The organism is Phenylobacterium sp. Root700 (assembly GCF_001429025.1).
Lineage (GTDB): Bacteria > Pseudomonadota > Alphaproteobacteria > Caulobacterales > Caulobacteraceae > Phenylobacterium.
Genome location: NZ_LMHT01000015.1, coordinates 179455 through 200924 on the forward strand (window position 1 = coordinate 179455; position 21470 = coordinate 200924).

The window sequence follows — 21470 nt, forward strand, 5'->3', positions numbered from 1 at the left end:
CCCGGTGAAGATTCTTAACGACCTCAGCGCAGCGCCGAGACCAGGCGCGCGGCCCGCCCCGGATGCTTGGCCGCCATTTTGGCCGCCGCCACAGGTCGACGCATGGCCGCGCCCACGGCCAGCGGCCTGATGGTCCGGGCCAGCACCGGCCGGGCGTTGCGGCCGATGGCCCCACGTCCGAGGAAGGCGGCCAGGCCGACCACCGCCAAGGCGCCCAGCCCAACGACCAGGGCCTGATGTTTCTGGGCCTCGGTGTAGACGCTGAACCGGCGGCCGCGCAGATGCTCGCCCTCGGTGTGACCGCCGCTGCCGGCCTCATAGAGATTATCGCCCAGGACCTTTTCGCCGCGTCGCCGCGACAGCGGCGGCACGATCTTGGCCAGCAGCTTGTCGGTGAAATTGGGCGCGGCCGCGGAGGCCAGGACCAGCGGCCGCCCGCCCGCGCCAACCGCCATGTCGCGGATCGGATGCTGCGCCGCATGCAGAATGGCGCCTGCCACGACGTCCGGCGAATAGTGAGGCGGCAACGCCCGGGGCGCCTTGTCCATCAGGTTGCGGGCATGGTCGGCGAAGGGCGTGGAGATGCTGGACGGCTTGATCAGCGTCACGGCGACCGGAAGTTTCTCGCGCGTCAGTTCGATCCGCAGCGCGTCGGTGAACCCCTTCACGGCGTGTTTGGAGGCCGAATAGGCGCCCAGCATCGGCGTGGCGACGTCCGACAGCACCGAGCCGAGATTAATGATCGCGCCTGATCCGCCGCGCTTGCGGAAATGCTTCACGGCCTCGAGCGACCCGTTCACCACCCCGAAGTAGTTGGTGCGGAAAAGCCGCTCGTGATCGGCGGCCGGGGTCTGCATCAGCTCGCCATAGAGGCCGACGCCCGCGTCGTTGATCCAGGTGTCGAAGCGTTCGAACCGCGCCACCGCGGCCCGGGCGATCTTCTCAACGTCGGCCGGATCGCCGACATCGCCGACCACCGGGTGGGCGCGGCCGCCGGCGTCGTTAATTTCCTTGCAGACGGTACGCAGGGCTTCTTCGTTGCGCGAGGCCAGCACCACCGCGGCTCCGGCCTTGGCCGCTTTGCGTGCGGTCGCCAGGCCGATCCCGGACGAGGCGCCGGTGATGACGATGACCTGATCGGCGAGCGGCTTCAGTTTCACGGCCATGGGTATCCTTGCAGGCTTAGGGTTCGCAGGTCGAAACGACCCGATCCCCTTACCGTTCCCCCATGGCGGAAGCTTGGCCGCAGCCCGTGTTCGCCACCCCCGTCCAATCACAAAAGATTCAACAGTCCGAGGAGTCCGCGAGAGGGGCCGCGCTTGTGGCCGAATCCCGAACCGAGTTAACGATTCGCTCAGAGGCGCTTCACCATTAACCGGTCTTAAATTAACTCGCTGGCAAGTTAACCGCGAGTGCCGAGGCGAATTGCCTGAATTCGGGGGCTTAAGCGCTACCGTTCGAGGAGGAACTGATGCGCGTACTGTTGATTGAGGACGATAGCGCCACGGCGCAGAGCATCGAGCTGATGCTCAAGTCCGAGGGTTTTAATGTTTATACGACCGACCTCGGGGAAGAGGGCGTCGATCTGGGTAAGATCTACGATTACGATCTGATCCTGCTCGACCTGAACCTGCCTGACATGAGCGGCATGGACGTTCTGCGCACCCTTCGGGTCGCGAAGATCAATACGCCCATCATGATCCTGTCCGGCACCGCCGAAATCGACACCAAGGTGAAGACCTTCGGGGCCGGCGGCGACGACTACATGACCAAGCCGTTCCACAAGGACGAACTGGTCGCGCGCATTCACGCCGTGGTCCGCCGCTCCAAGGGCCACGCGCAATCGGTCATCAAGACCGGCGACATTACGGTGAACCTCGACGCCAAGACCGTCGAAGTGAACAACGCCCGCGTCCACCTGACGGGCAAGGAATACCAGATGCTGGAGCTGCTCTCGCTCCGCAAAGGCACCACGCTCACCAAGGAAATGTTCCTGAACCACCTCTATGGCGGGATGGACGAGCCTGAGCTGAAGATCATCGACGTCTTCATCTGCAAGCTGCGCAAGAAGCTGGCCGCGGCCGCCGACGGCAAGCACCACATCGAGACCGTCTGGGGCCGTGGCTACGTGCTGCGCGACCCGCAGGAAGCCGCCGTCGCCGCCTAAGGCGCACAGCACTTTCGAACAATACCGAACGCCCGCCGCTCCTTCCGGCGGGCGTTTTCTTTTTGTCCTCATTCCAGGTTAGGGTCGGCCACAGCAGATCGCTGGGGAGGCGACACCGTGGGAAGATCCATCGCGCTGGCCATTTGCCTGGCCATCGCCTTCGCATTGGCCTGGGTCGGCGACCGCACGCCGCCGCCCGCCCCGGTCACCGCGCCCCAGGCCAGCTTCTCCGCCGCCCGCGCCATGACCGACGTCGAGGTCATCGCCAGGGCGCCGCACCCGACCGGCACGCCGGCCAACGCCGCGGTCCGCGACTACCTGGTCCAACGGATGACCGCTCTGGGGCTGGAGACGCAGGTCCAGCACACCGACGCCTTCCGCCAGCGGAAGACCGGAGCCGAGGTCTCGATCCGTGGCGGCGCCGTCGAGAACGTGATCGGCGTCCTGCCCGGCCGCGACCGCACCGCCCCCGCGCTCGCCTTGATGGCCCATTATGACAGCGTCCCCGGCTCGCCCGGCGCGGCCGACGACGCCGCCGGAGTCGCCGCGGCACTGGAGATCGTCCGCGCACTGAAGGTGCAGGGCCAACCGGCCCGCGACGTGATCCTGCTGATGACCGACGGGGAGGAGGCCGGCCTGCTCGGAGCCTACGGCTTCTTCGAGCAGCACCCGATGGCCAAGCGCATCGGCTTCCTGATGAACATGGAGTCGCGCGGCGGCGGCGGCCGGGCCCAGATGTTCCAGACGGGCGCGGAGAACGGCGGCGCGATCGACCTGTTCCGCAAGACCGCGACCTCGCCGACCGCCTCGTCCCTGACCGTCTTCATGTACGAGAAGATGCCCAACGACACCGACTTCACGGTATCGAAGGACGCTGGGATTCCCGGCCTGAACTACGCCTTCATCGGGCGTCAGTTCGACTATCACTCCCCGACCTCGACGCCGGCCAACCTCGACAAGGGTTCGCTGCAACATCTTGGCCAAGAAACCCTGGCGGCGGCGCGCGAGGCCGCCTTCGCGCCCGCCCTGCCCGCCAAGTCCCCGAACCAAGTCTACGCCAACACCTTCGCCGGCAAGATGCTGGCCTATCCGCCCGCCGCCGGATGGGCGGTCCTGGCGCTCGCTGGCCTGCTGACGCTCATTGGCGGCTGGCAGGCCAGACGCGCCGGCCTCCTGCGTTGGCTCGACCTCGTCCAGGGCGTTGGCGCGACCCTCTATCTGGTCGCCCTGTCGGCCACGCTGCTTCGCCTGGCGCGGCGGGCCACGGGCGTCGACTTCGGCTTCATGGAGCAGCGCTACCTGCTGGCCCAGGTCACCCGCTGGGAGATCGCCCTGGCCTTGCTGGGCGTCGGCGCGCTGGCCATCGCCGCCTCGGCGGCCGGGCGCGGCCGCACCAGGCTGCCGACCGCCCTCATCGCGCTCGGCTCCGGCGCCGCGTGCTCGGCCTTCGGCGGCTGGGACCCCATCGGCCTTGGCGTCGGCGCGGCCAGCGCGGTCCTGGCGGTGATCAGCTTCGGACGGCCGGCGACAACGTCCGGGGCGTGGAGCGGCGTGCTGCTCACCGGCTTCCTGGCCGCGCTGGCGATGCAGGTCCTGGCCCCGACCACCGCCTTCCTGGCCGCCTGGCCGCTGGCGATCGCCGGCCTGGGCGCGGCGCTCACCGGCATGGCGTCCAGGCGCAGCCTCCCCTTCCTGGGGGTCCTGGCGGCGCTCGGCGCGGTGGGGCTGAGCTGGCTGCTCGGCTTCGGGCATGGGCTCTATCTTGGCCTCGACATGGTGGAGCTGCTCGCCGTCATCGTCTGGCTGGGCGCCCTGCTGCTCTGGCCGCTGGCCCACGCCGGGGAGAACGAGAAGGGCGCGCGCATGGCGGCCCTCGGCCTGATCCTGCTGGGCTTCGTGGTCACCGCCATCGTCCGCTTCGACAGCCCCTGGGACGCGCGCTATCCGCAGGCGACCCACGCGGCCTATTTCGTCGACGCTGGCGCGGGTCGCACCTGGCGGATCACCCGCCTGCGCGAGGTCTCGCCCTGGACCCGCCAGATGCTGACCGCCGACGGGGCGACCGTCGAGAAGACCACCCTGCCCGCCGGCCAGCGGGGCGAGGTCTGGGCCGCCAAGGCCGCGCCGATCACCGCCGCCGGCCCGGCCCTCTCACTGACCAAACAGCCGGATGGATCACAGCTGCTGCGCGTGACGCCGCCGCCCGGCGCCCGCACCATCGCCTTCACCCTCAAGCCAAGCGTCCAGCTTACCGGCGCGACCCTGAACGGGCGGCCGCTCGAGGGGCTCTCGGCGCCCGGCGCCGAGACGCGGATCTATTGGGACGGCGCGCCGCAAGGCGTCGTGCTGGGCTTCAGGGCCGCCGCAACCGGGGCCGTCGATATCGGCTATGTCAGCGTCACCGAGCGGTGGCCGGCGGACGCCAAGCCCCTACCCCCGCGGCCGGCCGACGTGATGGCCTTCGACGCCTCCGACGCCACCATCGTCGGCGGAACCAAAAGGTTCACCTGGTAGGTTCAGACCGCTGATTTCGGGCAAAAAGAGGGGGCGCTGGCGCGCCCCCTAAGTTTGGAAGTGTGTTTACCGTCAACTCAGAAGATGCCGTCCGGCGCCGTCAGGGTAACGCCGATAAGTCCAATAGCGGTGTCGAGATCGCCGTCCTTGAGCAGGGCCGTGAAGTCGAAGTGGACCGGATCACCGGAGTTGAACTGCTCGATCGTTATGCCCGAGATGTCGAAGCCTTCATTACCCGTGCCGGAGTCCTCAACGAGCATCCGCTCGAAGCCGTTCGCCGTGCTGATCAGCACCGTGAAATTGTCGCCGAGATTGTCGATCTCGACATAGTTGTTGACGGCGCCGCCCGGTGCGTTGCTCGGGCTGAAGTCGACACTGACGGTTCGTCCGGCGAAGTTGAACGAACCATCGGCCGTGAAGTCATGCTCGACACCGGCGGCCGAGCGGACCGTGATCTGGGTGATCGCCTTGGTCGGGTCGTTGATGATCTCCGTCGCTTCGCCGTTGTTCGGCGGCGGGCCGACCGAGGCTTCGTCGTAGGCGCTCACCCGCACGTCCAGCACCGCGTTGACGTTGGGCTTCATCTGGCTGATCGAGAACCCAGCGTTGTTGTAGGTGACATGGCTGGCATAGGTCATGTCACCGATCGGGGCGATGCCGTCCAAGGTCCGCGGCGCGCCTTCGACGAAGTCGATGAACACGCCGTCGAGCGGATTGATGGACTGACTGGCGACGCCGATCCCGGTCGAACTCACCGCGATACGTGTGGTCGCGCCAGGGTCATCCGTGATCGGGCCGTCGACCGTCGTGCGAATGATGCCGGTGAACAGGAAGTCGCCATCCCGTTCGGCCGGGTCGATCGTCGTCCCGGCGTCGGGGCCGTCCACATCGCCGGGATCGTTTCCAGGCAGGTCGAGCGTCAACCACTCATAGCCCGTCGGCTTCTGGCCGGCGAAGTCGAGGGAGATGCTCTGCGCGCCGTTGTCGATCTGGCCCAGCATGTTGAACGTGTAGCTGTCCGTTCCGGCGTTAAGCCCGATCGTGAACACATTGCCGGCGGTGGTCGCGCCGGTCAGGGTTCCGGTGCCAAAGCCCGTCAGGGTGATCGGCAGGCCGTCGGCCGTCAGGGCCTGCAAGGCCCCGGCCCCGATCGTGCCCTGAAGTTGCGATCCATTGGTCCCCGAGAAGGTCAGGGAACCGAACCCGTCGGCGCCGGTGTGGTCGACCTGCACGGTCGTCGCCCCGGAACTCGTCAGGTCCTTGGTCGCCCCTTCGCCGGGCTGGTTCTGGACGGCGTCCGCCACCAGGATCGCCGCGGGGGTGAAGTTTGACGGTGCGTCGTCCTGGAACCGGACCTGCAGACTAATGTCATTGTTCGAATCCGTGGCGGTGTCGCCATCGCCGTCGGTTCGGGTGACCGACATCGACACCGTGCCGGTGGCGAGCGCGATCTGCTCGTCGGGCAGGGCTGGATCAGGGTGGGCCAATGACAGGTACTGCGTCAGGAACACCTCGCCGTTCGCCGGGTTGGCCGCCAGCGCGAAGGCGACAACGCCGGTCGCCGCCGCTCCGGCCGTGGCGCCGACGCGGCCCAGGATAAGGTCTTGGGCCGCCCCCGTGCCGTTGAAGAGGAAGATATTCACCCCTTCAGTGGTGTCCACGCCGGAGTCGGTCGAGTCCGTCGTGTGCAGCTTGTAGCTCAGCTGGGCGGCGGCCGGACCGTCGGCCCCGGCGCTCCCGGCCGTCACGGTGACCAGTCCGCTCACGCTGCGCGCGAACCCGATCGGGCCCGTGCCGGGCACGTTGAGATCATCGCCCTGCGAGGGCACCTCGGTATCGAACAGTTGCTGGATCTGGGTCGCGCCAAAGGCGATCGCCGTGCCCGCAACGTCGGTGTCGGCCTGCACTCCGGGGGTCTCGTCGTGGGTCACCGCCGCCGCGGCGTTGGTGTTCGCCGTGATGGTGGGGCCATCGTCCTGGAACCGGACCAGAGTGCTGATGTCGGCCGGGGTCGAGGTCGCCTTGTCGTTGTCGCCATCGGTGTAGGTGACGGTGACGTTCACGGCCCCGGCGCTCAGACCGAAGACGTCGTTGGGTTCGAGCGTGCTCTCATCGTGGACGTTGATGTCGGAGTGCTTCAGCGACAGGTATTGCGCGAGATAGACCTCGCCCGTCGTCCCGTTGGCGGCGACGGCGAACGCGACCGCGCCGGCCGGATCGTTGCCGACCCGCCCCACGATCAGGCCGCCCTGGGCGAACACGTAGATGTTCGTGCCGTCCGTGGTCTGCGCGCCAGATAGCCCGCCGTTGGTCGTCAGGGCGTAGTTAGACCCGGCGCCGGCCGGGCCGTCGGAGCCGAAGCCGCCGCCGGACGCGGTCACCAGCGGAACGCCGGAGCGGGCGAAGCCGATGGCGCTGTTGTCCTTCGCCGACACATCAGGGTCGCCGGTCTGCGGCAGAACCGAGCTGAACAGGGAGGCGATGCTGACGCCGCCCACCAAGGTTGCGCCGGCCACGTCGGTGTCGGCCTGCACGCCCTCGGTCTCGTCGTGGGTCACGCTGGCGCCCGCGGCGGGGGTCAGGGTCGGCGCGGTCGGCCCGTCGTCCAGGAAGTTGATCGTCAGATTAGCCAGCGAGGCCGGCGTGGTGAAGCTGTCGCCGTCGCCGTCCGTCACAGTCGCCCGGACCTCGATATATGGCCCGGTGAGCTGTTGCAGAACCGTATCGGGATCCCCGTCGGTCGCGTCGTTGCTTTCCTGGAAGTCGTTGTTGTCCTCGGCGCCGTCGTCATGCTTGATCGCGCGTTCTTGATCGAGCGTGACCTGGCCCGTGCCGGCGTCGATGCTGACCCGGAACACCTCCAGGTCTCCCGCGCCGAACTCGGCGCCGCCGGCCTTGTTCACGTACCCGACCAGATCGCTGCCGACCTTGCCAAGCACGATCGCGCCGCCGTCGAGGGTGTCAAAGAGACCCGTGGCGGTGCCGGCCGGAACAGCCGCGAGGCTGTAGGCCAGGACCGTCGAGTTGGGCTGACCGTCCGCCCCGCCGTCGTCATTCGGCGACGCCACATAGGGATCGGTGTCGCTGTCGTTCGTGGTCAGGGTCGTGTCGTCGGTCTGCAACAACGGCGTGGCGTTGGCCGAGATGGTGGTGCTTGGACCGTCATCCTTGAACTTGAAGATCTGACTGATGTCGACCGAGCTGTTGGCGGTGTCGCCATCCCCGTCGGTGACTTGCAGGTTCGCGAACACCTTGCCCGCGGTCATGCTCGCGATGTCGTCGGGGTTGGCCGTATCGGAGTGCTGCAGGGCCCGAAGCTGGTTCAGGGTGAGCTGGCCGGTGATCGAGTCGATGCTGATCCGGAACACCTCGTCGTCGCCAGTGTTGAAGCCGGTGCTGTTGTCCTTGTCGAGGAAGCCGACGACATCGGCGCCGTCCAGGCCGAGCTTCACGGGCAGGCCACTAAGCGTGTCCACGAGGCCGCTGTTAGCGCCGCCGGGGTCCAACAGCGAATAGGCCGAGCCGCCGTCGCCATCCACGCCGAACGCCGCGGTGGGCGAGAAGCTGTTGGCCGCATCAGCCGCCGAGACGTTGAGGAAGGTCTCGTCCACCGTGATCGACGGCGTGCCGTTCAGCGCCAGGGCGACGGTCGGGCCGTCGTCCTCGAAGTTGACCTGCGAGCCGACCTCGTCGGTATCGGTGAAGGCGTCGAGAATGCGCACGCCGCCGAGATCGAAGGAGCCGTCGCCGACATTCTTGACGACCATGCGGTCGAACACCTCGCCGGCCGCGCTGCGGACAATGATCTGCATGCCGACGGTGAGGTTGGTCACGGTCGCCTGGTTCTTCTCGGTCCCGGCCGCGGGGCCGTCGGCGCCGTCGGCGCTGGTCGCGAAGGCGAAGGCGATGTTGGTGTCAGTGCCGCCGAGCAGGGTCCCGTCGATCGCCCGCCACTCGACCGTCTGGTTGGCCGCATTGCGGATCTCGACCGAGGCGATGTTGGTGCGCAGGTTGTTGGGATCGCCGCCAGCCACCGTCTCCAGCCCATTGACGAAGGCGTTGCCCTGGGCCGTGTCGGCGGCCACGTCGAAGATCGAGACCTGCACGGTCTGCGGACCTGGGGGCGAGGTCTGCACGATCTGGACGCCCAGGCCCGTGACCTCGACATGGTCCCCGTACTGGATGGATTGCGTGAAGTCGGCGGCGGTGTTGCCGATCGGCACCGTGATGCCGATGACCGTATCGAAGCGCAGGGCCTCGCCGTTATTGACCGCCTGATTGTTGCTGCCGAGGCTGGTGGCCCGGGTGTTCACCGAGTCGCCGTACTTGTCGTTGCTCACGTTCTGCGGGGTGAGGTTCAGGCCGGTGATCAGCAGTTGGATGTCGGCCGTCGACGCGGGATTGTTATCGACCGCGGTCCAGGCGTTCTGGTTGGCCGGCGCATCGTCGAAATTCTCGAACAACAGCTCCTGAGCGCCGGTGACGTACAGCTTGTTGGTCAGGTCCACCACGTTGTCGGCGCTGGCGTTGGCGCCGTGATCAAGGGGCGTGAACTGGACGACCCAGATCTTTCCGCCGGTGACCACGTTGCTCGCATTCTTCAGTTCCTCGAGAACCAGGGCGAAGGCCACGGCGTCGTTGGAGCCGTTGGCGTCGCTGTCATACTTGCCGAGCACGATGTTGTTGTTGAGGTCGGTGTAGAGCGAGATCGCCTGCCCATCGATGGTGGTCAGGCCGCTCCCCAACCCGTTGAGCGGATTGCCGCTGGCGTCGGTGAACTTCAAGTCGTTCAGGCCCGCCCCGTTGGTGACGGTGATCACTTGGGCGACAGCCTGTCCTTCGCCGTTCTGGCTGCTCGGCGGCGTTGGCGGCGGCGTCAGGTTCAGGCCACCTGCGGAGAACAGCCGAGTATAGAGCGCAGGCGCGGCCGCGTTGAGGGCGCTCAGGTTCAAGACGTCCTGATCGTTGTTGTCCTCGAAGGCGGAGGCGATGCCCGTCGTTTGCAGGCCGTTGGTCTCGTCGTGCGTGACCTGACCGGTGACGCTGATCAAGGTTTCGTTGTTCGTGGGCATGACGCCTCTCCGTCCAAAGATCCCCCGACCTGATTAAAAACCGCACGCGTCTCACGCGCAGGGCGCGAGGCGTGACTTCAACGGCGATGCTGTGGCGAGCGTGCGCCCGGGCGCGGCCCTAAGGGCCGCCCGAGGCGCTAGGGTCTCAAACGATTGAGTTGCGACTGAGCATGCGAGGGCCGAGTTGCGACGCAGCTTCCTGAAAAACGGAACATCTGATCACCCTCCTCCCGCATCTCCTAAAGCAGCACCACACAGGGAAGCAGCGGATGGGGAGAACATGACAGCCCACGACGCTTGCCACCTGAGGTGATAAGCATATCTAACTACACCCGTCAAAAGAGGGTGAATCCCGAAAGCCACGCCGGCAAACTATGCCAAGTTCTCAATTGGTCAAGTTAAAATATCAACGTTCCATTAACCAAACTGCACCGCCATTTACTGATCCTACTCTAGGTAGAGACTTCAGGATTCGGCAGGTTAAGCCTGGCCTCGCGAAGCTAGTCCCGACGGCGTGAAGAAGGTCGGCCCATCCCAGTTCGAGGTGCACAAGCCCAACTGGCGGTCGGAAAAGGACCTCGCGATCCCTTTCGTGACGTCGTTCGGCGGTCGATCAAAGGGGACGCCGCCGGCCACCCCCTTAACCCTCTAATTTTCGTAAATCTTCACGTCCATCCCAGTGACTCCGGGTCGTTCATTCAGCGGAGGACAGACCTATGGCGGCCAAGATCAAGTCGATCGAAAGCGAAACAACCCCCGAAAATCACCGCGGCGAGCACATCTCGTTTGCTGGGAAAACCGCAATGGGCGGCTGGCGTGTGGACCCGCCAGGCCAGATCGATAACGAGCACAGCCAGCGCCCCGACATGCCGCCTGGCCACGTCGATCCCGACGACACCGATCCTGGCGGCCAGACCCTTCCCGGGACGTCGGAAGCCGACAGCCTCCAAGGGGGACTTGGCGCCGACAGCCTGAGCGGCGGAGACGGAAACGACACGCTGTCCGGGGGCGCCGGGGCCGATAGCCTGGAAGGCGGCGCCGGCGCCGACGATTTCAGCGTCGAGGGCATGGCGGCCACCGCGGACGGCCTCGATCACATCTTCGATTTCACATCCGGAGAGGATCGCCTGGCGCTCGGCGCGCCCGCCACTGACGAAAACTTCAGCACAGCTACGGCCGCTGACTACGCGGCGGCGACGGACGCGGCCCTCCAGGCGGTGGCGGGCGGCGCCGATTTCGTAGCGGTCGAGGTGGGCGCGGACGTCATCGTGTTCGCCAACACCGACGGCGATCCCGCCACGCTGGATGTCGCGGTGGTCCTGGTCGGTAAGAGTCTGTCGGACATCGCTCCCAGCGACTTCGTCTAGGCTGAAGAGGTGCGGGCGGCCGCGGGACGATCCTGCGGCCCACCGCCAAAAGTGTTCGACTGCAAGTCCCCCGGCGCGGCCGGGGGACTTTTGCGTTGCAGGCCAGGCGCCGGCCAATTCATGCTTCGCTCGACACGCCGCAGCCCCTATTCTACGCCCACCGCATCCGGGCCGGCGTGGCGGTTCTGTCGGCGAAACGCAGGCGACTTACCGCCCCTTGAGGCGAGAAGAACGCTTCTTGGGAACGGAAGAGAAATTCGGAAATGATCGGGAAGTCTGAAGTCGTAATTTATCACAACCCCGCCTGCGGGACGTCGCGCAACACCCTGGCGCTGCTGCGCGAGAAGGGCTTGGAGCCGCAGGTCGTGGAATATGTGAAGGACGGCTGGACCCGCGACCAGCTTGAGGCGCTCACCGCCAAGATGGGCGTGAAGGCGCGCGACATCCTGCGTGAACGCGGCACCAAGGCCGTCGAGCTTGGCCTCACCGACCCGTCGACCTCGGACGAGGCGATCATCGCCGCGATGATCCTCGATCCGATCCTGGTGAATCGCCCCATCGTCTCCACCCCGAAGGGTGCGGCGCTGTGCCGTCCTGCCGAACTGGTGCTTGGTCTGCTCTAAGCAAGCGGACGCGCGTAAGTCACACAAAAGACTCACCTGCGATTAACCAAACCGCTCAATAGTCGCCCCGCATTTTCTTGCTGCGCCGGGGCAGTTTAGCCAGTTTCGATGCACTTGAGTTTGGCGGGCCAAGCCTGACCATGGGCATCGCGAGTACGGGGGCATGATGCAAGAGTTCGATCCGCGACGTCCGACACTTCGGCTCGTTCCGCGCCTGCTGCTGGGCGCCGCCAGCCTCGCGGCCATTGCGGTCGGCTTCAAGCTGACCACCACCGAGACCATCGCCCCGGCCAAGCCGCCGCTCGGCGCCGCCGAGATCGCGGCCCTGCAACACGCCGCCTTCACCCAATCCGAGGCCCAGCCCGGCTTCGCCCGCCCCGAGAGCGTGCCGGTCAAGGTGCTGCCCGGCGAAACCCTTGAATCCGCCGTCCAGCGCGCCGGCGTGCCGCGCGACGAGGCCCGCCAGGCGGTCGCCACCCTGGGCGAGGCCATGGACACCGTTCACATCAAGGCCGGCCTGGCGTTCGACGCCGCCGTCGCCCGTCCGCGCGGCGAGCGTGGCCCGGCCCGGCTGATCGGCCTGTCGATGCGCACCGGTCCGGCCAACTCCATCACCTTGTCGCGCACCTTCGACGGCGCCATGCGCCTGCGCGAAATGGAAGAAAAGATCCGCGACGAGCAGACCGTGGCGCGCGGCGAGATCACCGGCTCGCTCTATGAGAGCGCCGCCCGGCTGGGCGCCAATTCGTCGATGGTCGTGAACATGGTCAAGCTGTTCGCCCACAAGGTGGACTTCGACCGCGACCTGAAGCCCGGCGACGACTTCACCATGGTCTTCGACCGTAAGATCACCGAGAGCGGCAAGACCATCGAGACCGGCGACCTGGAATACGCCGCCATCAAGGGCATCCAGTTCTACCGCTTCGAACGCACGAACGGCGAGGTCCAGTACTTCGACGAGAGCGGCAAGAACATCAAAGGCTTCCTGCTGCGCACCCCGGTCGACGGCGCGCGGATGACCAGCCGGTTCGGCATGCGTCGCCATCCGATCCTGGGCTTCAACCGCATGCACCAGGGTATCGACTTCGGCGCGGGCTCCGGCACGCCGGTCGTCGCCGCCGGCGACGGCGTGGTGGTCGAGGCTCGGCGCTGGGGCGGCTACGGCAACTGGCTGCGCATCCGCCATTCGGGCGGCTTCGAGACCGGCTACGCCCACCTGTCGCGCTATGGCAAAGGCATCAAGCCAGGCATGCGGATCACCCAGGGCCAGGTGATCGCCTATGTGGGCTCCACCGGCGCCTCCACCGGCCCCCACCTGCACTATGAAATCTGGCAGCACGGCAAGCGCGTGAACCCGGTCGGCGCGAAGGTGCCCCAGGGCACGGTCCTGGCCGGCGCCGAGTTGGCCGCCTTCCGCGCGCAGAAGGCCCGCATCGACCGCATGGTCCAGGGCGAAGCCGACGACGCCGGCGAGACCCGCAAGCTCGCGGCGACCGAGGCCAACGCCGTCAAGGTCGCGGGCCTGCGCCGCTAAGCCGCCTACGCGCGTGAACTTTCAACCGGGCCGCAGGCGGACTAATGTCCCGCTCAAGCCAGTTTCGCGCGGAGAGTCGTCGTGACCGCAGCCGTCCAACCCAAGCCTCGCGCGCGCTATGTCGCCAAGCGAGACGCGATCATGGCCGCCGCCATCAAGGTGTTCGTGGATCAAGGGATGAGCGGGTTCACCCTGGCGGCCGTCGCCAAGCGGATGGACCTGCATCCGGTCAGCCTGACCTACTACTTCAAGCGCAAGGAAGACCTGGCGGCCGCGGTGTTGCACGACACCATACGGCGGTTCGGCGAGATGCTGACCCAGGCCGAGGAAGAGGCCTCGCCGCCCGATCGGCTGCGCATCTTCGTCGCCGGCTATTTCGAGACCCGCCGCCGCATCGCCGCCGGCGAGGAGATCCCGCTGGCCCCGTTCAGCGAGATCTATCTGGTCGAGGGTGATCAGTCCGAGGCGCTGATCGAGTCGTTCCAGACGCTCTATGTCCGCATCGGCCGGCTGTTCAAATCGCCCGACATGCCCTGGATGACGCCGCCGCGCCGCCAGGCCCTGGCGCGGCTGGTGGTGAACCAGCTGACCTGGTCGGACGCCTGGCTCGACGCCTATGAACCCGACGACTATCGGCGCGTCGCCGCCCGGGTTGTCGACGTAATGACCGGCGGTCTGGCCGCCAAGGGCCAGGCCTGGCCCGACCTGCCGCTGATGACCCTGGGATCGCCGGACGCGCTGAACGATGAGGTGACCCGCGACCGGTTCCTGGTCGCCGCCACCAAGCTGATCAACCGCGAGGGCTATCGCGGCGCCTCGGTCGACAAGATCTCGGCCGAGCTCAAGGTCACCAAGGGCTCGTTCTACCACCACAACGCCGACAAGGATGAGTTGGCCGCGGCCTGTTTCGCCCGGACCTTCGACATCATCGACCAGGCCAAGCGCGGCGCGGCGGACATCGAACCGGGCTGGGTGCGGCTGTGGCTGACGACGGCGTCGCTGGGCATGCACCAGGCCTCGGGCGAGAGCGGCCGGATGCTACGCCATCACGCGCTGGCGGCGGTCCCGCGCTCGATGCGTCGCCAGATGCTGACCCGCTTCCACCAGATCACCCACTCGTTCGCGGGCATGATCTCGGACGGGGTCGCGGACGGCTCGATCCGACCGGTCGATCCGTTGTTGGCCGCCCATGCGGTGATGGTGGTGTTCAACGCCTCGCTGCCGCTCGATCCCAAGAACAATCCGGAATCCACGGCGGGGCTGCTGGAGGACTATCTGCGTCCGGCCCTGCTGGGCTTCTTCGTCGAATAGCGCTGCGCCTGGCGCGAGGAACACCGCGCGCCAGGGAGCAGGCCCTTACTTCTTGGCGCTCGGCGCCGCGGCGCTGACCGTGCACTTCACGAACTTGCCCTTGGCGTCGTGACACTTCTGGGCCTTGGCCGGCGCGGTCGCGACGGCGGAACACTTGGCGAAATGACCCTTCGCATCGCGACAAGGCGCGGCGGACGCCGCGCCGGCGCCGGCGATGGCGGCCGTAAAGGCCAAGGCCGTCACCCATGACAACTTGCTGGACATATTGGTTCTCCGATCCACGCCCCGCGTGGATAGGCGGCGACCGAGGACGACCCGGGCGCCGCCGAATGGCTCTGCTACTTGGTGGTCGTCGTGCTGGCCGCGGCCGGAGCGGCCCGGTGATGTCGATGATGTTTCTTGACCGGGGCCTTGTGGGTGCTGGAGGCGGCCGCGGGGGCGACGCTCGTCGAACTGGCGGGGGCGGCGAAGGCGCCGCCGGCGATCAGGGTCGAGACCGCCAGGGTTCCGGCGGCGAGAATGGCTAGCTTCATTGAGATTGCTCCATGACGGCGGAGAGGTTCGCCGAGCCGTCAGATTTGCGCTCTCACCTCACCGCCGCACGGCCAGCGCCTTACAAATAGTTGAAGCGGCCGCGCGCCGGCCCGCGGTCCTCCAGCGCCCCGTTCGACGCCCCCGCATGCAGCTCTGTTTGAGCTTCGCCATACAAAAAAGGCCCCCTCGGCGAGGGGGCCTTTCAGGTCATCAATGACGATGAAATCAGTCGAAGACGATGACCGAGCGGGCCAGCTCGCCCCGCTTCATCTCAGCGAAGCCTTCGTTGACTTGATCGAGGCGGATACGCTGGGAGATCATCTCGTCCAGCTTCAGCTTGCCGTTCATGTACATGTCCACGAGGCGCGGCATATCGACCGGGAAGCGGTTGGAGCCCATCATCGAGCCCTGGATGCGCTTCTCGCCCAGCAGGGCGAAGCCCGGCAGGCTGATCATCTGACCGATCGGGATCATGCCGATGACGTTGGCGGTGCCGCCACGACGCAGCATGCCGAACGCCTGCTCGGCGGTCTTGGCCAGGCCGATGGCTTCGAACGAGTGGTGCACGCCGCCCTTGGTCATCTCGATCACTTCCTTGACCGCGTCGGTCTGGGAAGCGTCGATGAAGTCGGTGGCGCCGAACTGATGGGCGAGGTTGCCCTTCGAGGCGACCATGTCGATGGCGATGATCCGGCCAGCGCCGGCGATCGCCGCGCCGTTGATCGCCGCCAGGCCGACGCCGCCGCAGCCGATCACCGCCACGGTCTCGCCGGGACGCACGCTCGAGGTGTGGATCGCCGCGCCGACGCCGGTCATCACCGAGCAGCCGATCAGGGCGGCGCGGTCGAGCGGCATGTCCTTGCGGATCGCGACGCAGGCATGCTCGTGGATCAGCATCTGCTCGGCGAAGGACGACAGGTTCAGAAATTGCGGCAGGCCAGCGCCGTTCTGCATCAGGCGCGGCTCATCGGTGGCGTCGCGCTTGGTCTCGGGCGACACGCAGAGCGACAGGTGGCCGGTGAGGCAGGATTCGCAGTGGCCGCAATAGGCCGACAGGCAGGTGATGACGTGGTCGCCCACCTTCACGGTGCGGACCTCGGAGCCGACAGCTTCAACGACGCCCGCGCTCTCGTGGCCCAGCACCGCCGGAAGCGGGTGCGGATAGGAGCCTTCGATGAAATGCAGGTCCGAGTGGCAGAGGCCGGCGGCCTTGGTGCGGATCAGCACCTCGCGCGGGCCGGGCTTGTTGATCTGCACGTCTTCGATCTGAAGCGGCTTACCCACTTCGCGCAGGACGGCTGCCTTCATATTGCGAACTCCCCAAACAGCGCCCCGCGGGGCGGAATTATCGAAGTCGCGGTATGGCCGCGGCTTTCGTCTTCCGAACCTTATCGCTGTTCAGGTGGCGGGGGCCAAGCGGGTTTTTCGGAGAACGCCCGTCCCGCCTCCAAAAATCCAGGGACCCCGGCGTCATAGCCAGGGCCCCTGCTTCGCCAAGGCGTCGCGGGGCCTATCGCGGGCCCCAGACCTCCGCCTTGCTCTCCGAAGTCATCAAGGTCCCGCCGGACTTCATCAGGCTCGAAGCCGGGACCACCGCGGTCCGCGCGCCGGACGACAGCGTGACCATCGTCTGCCCCCCCGACTTGCCGACCTTGGCGATCTTGCCGATCTCCATGCCTGATCCGTCCTTCACCGCCGCGCCGATCTTCAGGTCGGTGTCGGCGACCGTGGCCGAGGTGTTGGTGGCCGCGCCGGTCCTGGCGCTGGTCTGCGCGGGCTCGCCGGCCGGCGGCGAGGACATGGCCGCGCCGGGCTCCTCGGCCGCCGAGCCCGACACGCCAGGCTGCTGGGCCATGGCCGGCAGGGCGAGCAGGGCGACCGCAGCACCAGCCAGGAGAGGCTTCATGATCATGTTTTCGTCTCCGTCGTGCGCCCGCCCAACGGCCTTCAGAACCGCCGCCTACACGCCAGGGTTCCGACGAAGGGCCAAATCGTGATCGCGGCCCAGCTTACCGCTAGGCTTGGACGGTGGTGCGCGGCGGCTTTGGCTTGAACCAGGTCAGGGTCGGCAAGCGGAGACGCAGGAGCGGCCGCGGGACCGGGATGCAACCCTCAAGCGCGGCCAGCAACGGCTCCACCGGCCCGTCGTTCAGGAAATGGTTCGCTCCGGGGACGCGCTCGAACCGTATCGGTCGCCACGTCCGGGTTTCGGCCAGCACACGCTCGGCGATCTCGATGGGGGCGAAGTCGTCCTTGTCGCCGTGAATGACGTGCACCGGAACCCGCATCCGCGCCAACGCCGCTCGCACTCCGTCCAGCTGCCCCGGCTGGTTGGTGACCTCGATCACCGCGTGACGCAGGTCGCGCGGAATGACCTTCAGCAGCTTGGCGCCCATGTCCAGCAGCCAACGGGCCGTCGGCCCGGACTCGCCGAAATAGCCCGACAGCAGCACCAGCCCCGCCACCTTGCGCGGATTGTTCGACGCCATCAGGGCGGCGATGGCCGCGCCGTAGGACTGGCCGACCAGCAACACCTTCTGGCCGGGCCTGGCGTCCAGCAACGGGGCCAGCGCCCGCGCCTGGACGGCGATGTCGCCGACATATTCGATGGGTTCGGAGGACGCGTAGCCGGGCCGGTCGACCACGATCATCTCGCGATCCTGCGGCAGGGCGGCCAGCGCCGGCGCCCAGTATTCCGCCCAGGACGGCGCGCCGGTCACCACCACGATCTTCCAGGGCGCGGGCTTGGTCCGCGGCGTGGTGATCGCCGACAGCTTCCACCCCAGCCCGCCGCCCGCGTCGAAACGGATCCGGCGGACCACGGTGTCGGGATAATCGTCCGACGTCGGCGCATGCTCGGTGCGGCCGGTCGCGGCGCATGCGAAGCAGGCCCATCCCACGGACAACACGCCCTTGGGTCTCTTATGCGGCAAGGTTCAAGCTCCCAGTTCGGTATCCTGACGTGGGAGTTGAACGCGGCAACTCAAGCCCGGTTCGCCTGGCCGTGCTTGTTTCAGGCCGGCGTGATCATTCGGTCACGCAGCTCCCGTTTCAGCACCTTTCCGGTCGGGCCGATCGGCAGCTCGGCGACGATCCGCACCTCGTCGGGCGTCCACCACTTGGCGACCCGTTCGGCCACGTGGGCCTTCAGCACCTCGGGCTCGACGCTGTGGCCCGGACGCAGCACCACCAGCAGCAACGGCCGCTCGTCCCACTTGGGATGCGGCACCCCGATCGCGGCGGCCATGGCGACGGCCGGATGGGAGGACACCGCATCCTCCAGGTCGAGGGTCGAGATCCACTCGCCGCCCGACTTGATGACATCCTTGGCGCGGTCGGTCAGGCGCAGATAGCCCTCGGTGTCGATGGTGGCGATGTCGCCGGTGTCGAACCAGCCGTCATCCAGGAAGACCTGCGCGCCCTCGTTCTTGAAATAGGCCGAGGACACCCAAGGTCCCCGCACTTGCAAGGCGCCGACGCTGGCCCCGTCGCGCGGCTGGACGCTCCCGTCGTCGCCCATGATCCGCATCTCGACGCCCCAGAGGCCCCGCCCCTGCTTCAGCTTGCGGGCGTAGGCGGCGTCCTCGTCCTCGCCGGCATGGGTCGCCAGCGGGGTGTTGATGACGCCCATCGGGCTGGTCTCGGTCATCCCCCAGATCTGGCGGACGGTGGCGCCGAGTTGGTCCTCCACCCGGCGCATCAGGGCCGCGGTCGGCGCCGAGCCGCCAATGGCGACGTTGCGCACCGAGGTCAGCTTCTGGCCGGTCTGGTCGAGGTGATCGAGCACCCCGACCCAGATGGTCGGCACGCCCAAGAGGAAGCTCGCCTGTTCGGCCACCGCCAGCTCGCAGATCGACGGCCCGTCCAGTTGCCGACCCGGCAGCACCAGCTTGGCCCCGACCAGCGGGGCCGCATAGGGCGTGCACCAGGCGTTGGCGTGATACATCTGGGCGCAGGGCAGGACGGTGTCGCGGGCCGAGAGGTCGAAGGCGTCCGGCTGGACCAGGGCCATGGCGTGCAGCACCGTCGAGCGGTGGCTGTAGAGCACGCCCTTCGGATTGCCGGTCGTGCCGGAGGTGTAGCAGAGCCCCGAGGCCTGGCGCTCGTCGAGCTCGGGCCAGGTGAACTGCGGCGAATGCGCCGCGATCAGCTCCTCATAGACCAGCGTCCCGGCCGGCGCCTGCGCCGGCAGGTGCGCGCGGTCGGTCATCGCCACATAGGTCTTCACGGTCGAGAGCTTGGGGGCCAGCTCGCCGACCAGTTCGCCGAAGCTGATATCGAACAGCAAGAGGCTGTCCTCGGCGTGGTTGGCCACCCAGGCGATCTGGTCCGGATGCAGGCGCGGATTGATCGTGTGCAGGATCGCCCCGATGCCGGAGACCGCATAGTAGAGCTCGAAATGGCGATGGGTGCTCCAGGCCAGGGTGGCGACCCGGTCGCCGGGCTTCACGCCCAGATCGATCAGCGCATTGGCCATCTGCTTGGCCCGCGCCAGCGCGTCCTTGTAGCCATAGCGGTGAATCGGCCCTTCGACCGTGCGGGTCACGACCTCCCGATCGCCGTGATAGGCCGCCGCGTATTCGAGGATCGAGGGCAGGTTCAGCGCCCGGTCCATCATCAGGGCCAGCATCGCAGGCTCCTCCCTTATCGTTGTTCAGATGAGGGTAGGACGCGGCCGGCACGGGCGCTAGGGCCGACGCGGCTCAGGCCGCCATGCGGGCCTTGAAGACCCCATCGGGAAGCTCCGATGCGCGGCTGGGATGGACGAAGAAGTAGTCTTTCCAGGGCAGGTCGGTGTCGACCGTCGTGCGCTCCTCCAGCCGGTCGCCGTTCAGCGCGAACATGCGGTAGCCACGGGACAGGAACACGTCGAGCACGGCCTCGGCCGAACTTTCGAAGCGGGTCTCCAGCATGACCGGGTGGATCTCGATCTGCACATGGGGCCGGTCGCGGTCGATCAGGCGCTCGGCGCCCTTCAGCGCCCTTTGTTCGCCGCCCTCGATGTCCATGCGGATGAAGTCGATGCGCTTGAGGCCGTGGCTCTCGCAATATCCGTCCAGGGTGACCACCGGGGTCGGCTGGATCTCGACACCGCTGTCCTCAAGGTCGGGCCGCACCTGGCCGACCGGGGCCTCGCTGGCGACATAGGCGAAGGCCCGCCCCATGCGGCCGGAGGTCTTTTTCGGGGTCACCAGCAGCAGTTGGCCGGCCTTGTCGGAGACCGCGGCGTGGACCGGCGTCACCTGGCCGGCGATGCCGTGCCAGGCCAGGCAGACCTTCAGGACCTCGAAGGTGAAGGCGGAGGGTTCGAAGGCGTGAATCTGCGCAGCCGGCGCGACCTGGGTGACGACATAGGCGTGGCGCCCATCGCTGGCGCCCACGTGCAGGCACATCGGCGAACCGGCGAGCAGGTCGGCGAGATAAGGGGTCTCAGGCTCGTGCTTCGCCCACCTCTTATTGCGACGCCAAGCGCGGAAAGCGTGACCGAGCACGCGTATCGAGGGCATGGTTACCACCTTGTAGGTCGCCTCTTTACGCCGCGTCGCGTGTGACCGTCATCATGTAGTTGATGTCGCAGTCCGATGACCTCGACCAACGCCGCAACAAGGGGTCGTAGACGACGCCGAACGGCCCCTGCATCGCGACGGGCTCGTCGGCCAGGAAGCTCCGAAGTTCTTCGGGCTTCAGGAACTTGGTCCAGTCGTGGGTCCCGGCCGGAACCCAGCGCAGGACGTACTCGGCCCCGACCTTGGCCAGGGCGAAAGCCTTCAGCGTCCGGTTCAGGGTCGCCACGATCATCAACCCGCCGGGCGCCAACAGCCGCGCGCAGCTGCGCAGGTATGCGCCGGGATCGGCCACGTGCTCGATCACCTCCATGTTGAGGATCACGTCGAAGGGCGCCTCGCCCCCCGCCAGCAGGTCCTCGGCCGTCGAGGCGCGGTAGTCGATGGAGAGCCCCTGCTCGGCCGCGTGCGTGCTGGCGGTGCCGATGTTGCGCTCCGAGGCGTCGACGCCCGTCACTTGGAAGCCGAGCCGCGTCATCGGCTCGCAGAGCAGCCCGCCTCCGCAGCCGATGTCGAGCAGCCGCAACCCCTCGAACGGGCGCAGCGACTTGGCGTCGCGGCCGAACCGCACCTGGACCTGCTCGCGTATGAACGACAGGCGGGTCGGGTTGAACTTGTGCAACGGGGCGAACTTGCCCTTGGGATCCCACCATTCGGCGGCGATGCGGGAGAAACGTTCGACCTCTTCCGGGTCGATGGAGGATGCGGCGGCGGCGGACATGGGGCTCTTTTCCTCCTGCCGGACGATTAGCGCCAGCCCCTATGCGATCAGCGGCGTTCGACG

General features: G+C 67.3%; 16 protein-coding genes. 6 read left to right on the plus strand and 10 right to left on the minus strand.

All coding sequences use genetic code 11. The annotated features are described in order from the left end of the window. Positions 1–23: 23 nt before the first annotated feature. Positions 24–1166, minus strand: a complete 1143-nt coding sequence (locus ASE02_RS10450) for an SDR family oxidoreductase (protein WP_082601994.1) — start codon at positions 1164–1166, stop codon at positions 24–26. Positions 1167–1471: 305 nt separating this feature from the next. Between ASE02_RS10450 and ctrA the strand changes: the two genes are divergently transcribed. Continuing rightward, positions 1472–2167, plus strand: coding sequence for a response regulator transcription factor CtrA (gene ctrA, locus ASE02_RS10455; RefSeq protein ID WP_056733875.1), 696 nt, complete (start codon positions 1472–1474; stop codon positions 2165–2167). 117 nt (positions 2168–2284) lie between these two features. Further along, complete coding sequence (locus ASE02_RS10460) at positions 2285–4681, plus strand: M20/M25/M40 family metallo-hydrolase (protein WP_056733878.1); 2397 nt, start codon at positions 2285–2287, stop codon at positions 4679–4681. Positions 4682–4758: 77 nt separating this feature from the next. On the opposite strand, the gene ASE02_RS10465 is transcribed toward ASE02_RS10460, so the two are convergent. Continuing rightward, entirely contained in the window at positions 4759–9753 is a 4995-nt protein-coding gene (locus ASE02_RS10465; RefSeq protein ID WP_056733880.1) for a DUF5801 repeats-in-toxin domain-containing protein, read from the minus strand. Between the two features lie 803 nt (positions 9754–10556). Here ASE02_RS10465 and ASE02_RS23225 point away from each other — a divergent pair. The 4 genes from ASE02_RS23225 (at position 10557) to ASE02_RS10485 (ending at position 14588) form a co-directional block, all read left to right on the plus strand. Beyond that, positions 10557–11120, plus strand: a complete 564-nt coding sequence (locus ASE02_RS23225; RefSeq protein WP_304438357.1) for a hypothetical protein — start codon at positions 10557–10559, stop codon at positions 11118–11120. 263 nt (positions 11121–11383) lie between these two features. Next, complete coding sequence (gene arsC / locus ASE02_RS10475) at positions 11384–11743, plus strand: arsenate reductase (glutaredoxin) (protein WP_056733884.1); 360 nt, start codon at positions 11384–11386, stop codon at positions 11741–11743. A 166-nt stretch (positions 11744–11909) separates the two neighbouring features. Then, positions 11910–13277, plus strand: coding sequence for a M23 family metallopeptidase (locus tag ASE02_RS10480; RefSeq protein ID WP_056734034.1), 1368 nt, complete (start codon positions 11910–11912; stop codon positions 13275–13277). A gap of 81 nt (positions 13278–13358) precedes the next feature. Beyond that, on the plus strand, positions 13359–14588 hold the full coding sequence (locus tag ASE02_RS10485) for a TetR/AcrR family transcriptional regulator (RefSeq protein WP_056733886.1): 1230 nt from the start codon (positions 13359–13361) through the stop codon (positions 14586–14588). A gap of 45 nt (positions 14589–14633) precedes the next feature. Here ASE02_RS10485 and ASE02_RS10490 read toward each other — a convergent pair whose 3' ends face one another. The 8 genes from ASE02_RS10490 to ubiG all read right to left on the minus strand — a co-directional run bounded on the left by ASE02_RS10490 (position 14634) and on the right by ubiG (position 21407). Next, complete coding sequence (locus tag ASE02_RS10490) at positions 14634–14852, minus strand: hypothetical protein (protein WP_056733888.1); 219 nt, start codon at positions 14850–14852, stop codon at positions 14634–14636. Between the two features lie 74 nt (positions 14853–14926). Next, positions 14927–15121, minus strand: coding sequence for a hypothetical protein (locus ASE02_RS10495; protein WP_056733890.1), 195 nt, complete (start codon positions 15119–15121; stop codon positions 14927–14929). A 226-nt stretch (positions 15122–15347) separates the two neighbouring features. Beyond that, positions 15348–16430, minus strand: coding sequence for a Zn-dependent alcohol dehydrogenase (locus tag ASE02_RS10500; RefSeq protein WP_056733893.1), 1083 nt, complete (start codon positions 16428–16430; stop codon positions 15348–15350). 202 nt (positions 16431–16632) lie between these two features. Then, on the minus strand, positions 16633–17034 hold the full coding sequence (locus ASE02_RS10505) for a hypothetical protein (protein ID WP_056733895.1): 402 nt from the start codon (positions 17032–17034) through the stop codon (positions 16633–16635). A gap of 103 nt (positions 17035–17137) precedes the next feature. Continuing rightward, on the minus strand, positions 17138–18055 hold the full coding sequence (locus tag ASE02_RS10510; protein ID WP_082601995.1) for an alpha/beta fold hydrolase: 918 nt from the start codon (positions 18053–18055) through the stop codon (positions 17138–17140). A gap of 80 nt (positions 18056–18135) precedes the next feature. Next, positions 18136–19752 carry a long-chain fatty acid--CoA ligase gene (locus ASE02_RS10515; protein ID WP_056733900.1) on the minus strand — a complete coding sequence of 539 codons (1617 nt, stop codon included), beginning with the start codon at positions 19750–19752 and terminating at the stop codon, positions 18136–18138. 73 nt (positions 19753–19825) lie between these two features. Further along, positions 19826–20629 carry an FkbM family methyltransferase gene (locus ASE02_RS10520; protein WP_082601996.1) on the minus strand — a complete coding sequence of 268 codons (804 nt, stop codon included), beginning with the start codon at positions 20627–20629 and terminating at the stop codon, positions 19826–19828. Positions 20630–20654: 25 nt separating this feature from the next. Continuing rightward, positions 20655–21407 (minus strand): bifunctional 2-polyprenyl-6-hydroxyphenol methylase/3-demethylubiquinol 3-O-methyltransferase UbiG, encoded by a 753-nt coding sequence (ubiG, locus tag ASE02_RS10525; RefSeq protein ID WP_056733904.1) that lies wholly within the window; start codon positions 21405–21407, stop codon positions 20655–20657. Positions 21408–21470: the final 63 nt, after the last annotated feature.